This is a genomic window from Gilvimarinus gilvus (assembly GCF_030518155.1).
In the GTDB taxonomy this organism is placed as follows: Bacteria; Pseudomonadota; Gammaproteobacteria; order Pseudomonadales; family Cellvibrionaceae; genus Gilvimarinus; species Gilvimarinus gilvus.
This window is the reverse complement of sequence record NZ_JAULRU010000219.1, coordinates 1-392: the sequence shown is the minus strand read 5'-3', so window position 1 is coordinate 392 and position 392 is coordinate 1. Positions and strand designations below refer to the sequence as shown.

The 392-nt window shown below is 69.4% G+C and carries 1 pseudogene; it reads right to left on the bottom strand.

What is annotated here, in order from left to right:
* Positions 1-368 (bottom strand): annotated as a pseudogene (locus QWI17_RS02440) (hypothetical protein); the annotation flags it as partial.
* Between the last annotated feature and the right edge of the window lie 24 nt (positions 369-392).

Sequence of the window (392 nt, the reverse complement as noted above, 5' to 3'; positions counted from 1 at the left end):
GGCTTGGCTGGGCGCTTGCGCATTTCGCTTGGGCGCTCGGCCACGGCGCTGCCGCGGTTGCCTTTGCGTGGCGCTTCTTCACGCGGCTGGCGTGCTGGGCGCTCGCCAGCGGCAGCACCTTCGTGGGCCGGGCGCAGGTTGCGCACGCGCTCGCCACGGCCCAGCGGGCGGGACGATTTGCGCTGCAGTCGCTCCATCTTGTCCTTGGCCTTGAGGTTCAAGGCAGGCAGCGCAACCGGCTGCAAGCCGACTTCAGCGGCCAGGATGTCGATTTCGCCCTGGGACATTTCCCGCCAGCGGCCCATCGGCAGGTCGGAGTTGAGGAACACCGGGCCGAAGCGCACGCGCTTCAGGCGGCTGACCACCATGCCCTGGGATTCCCACAGGCGACG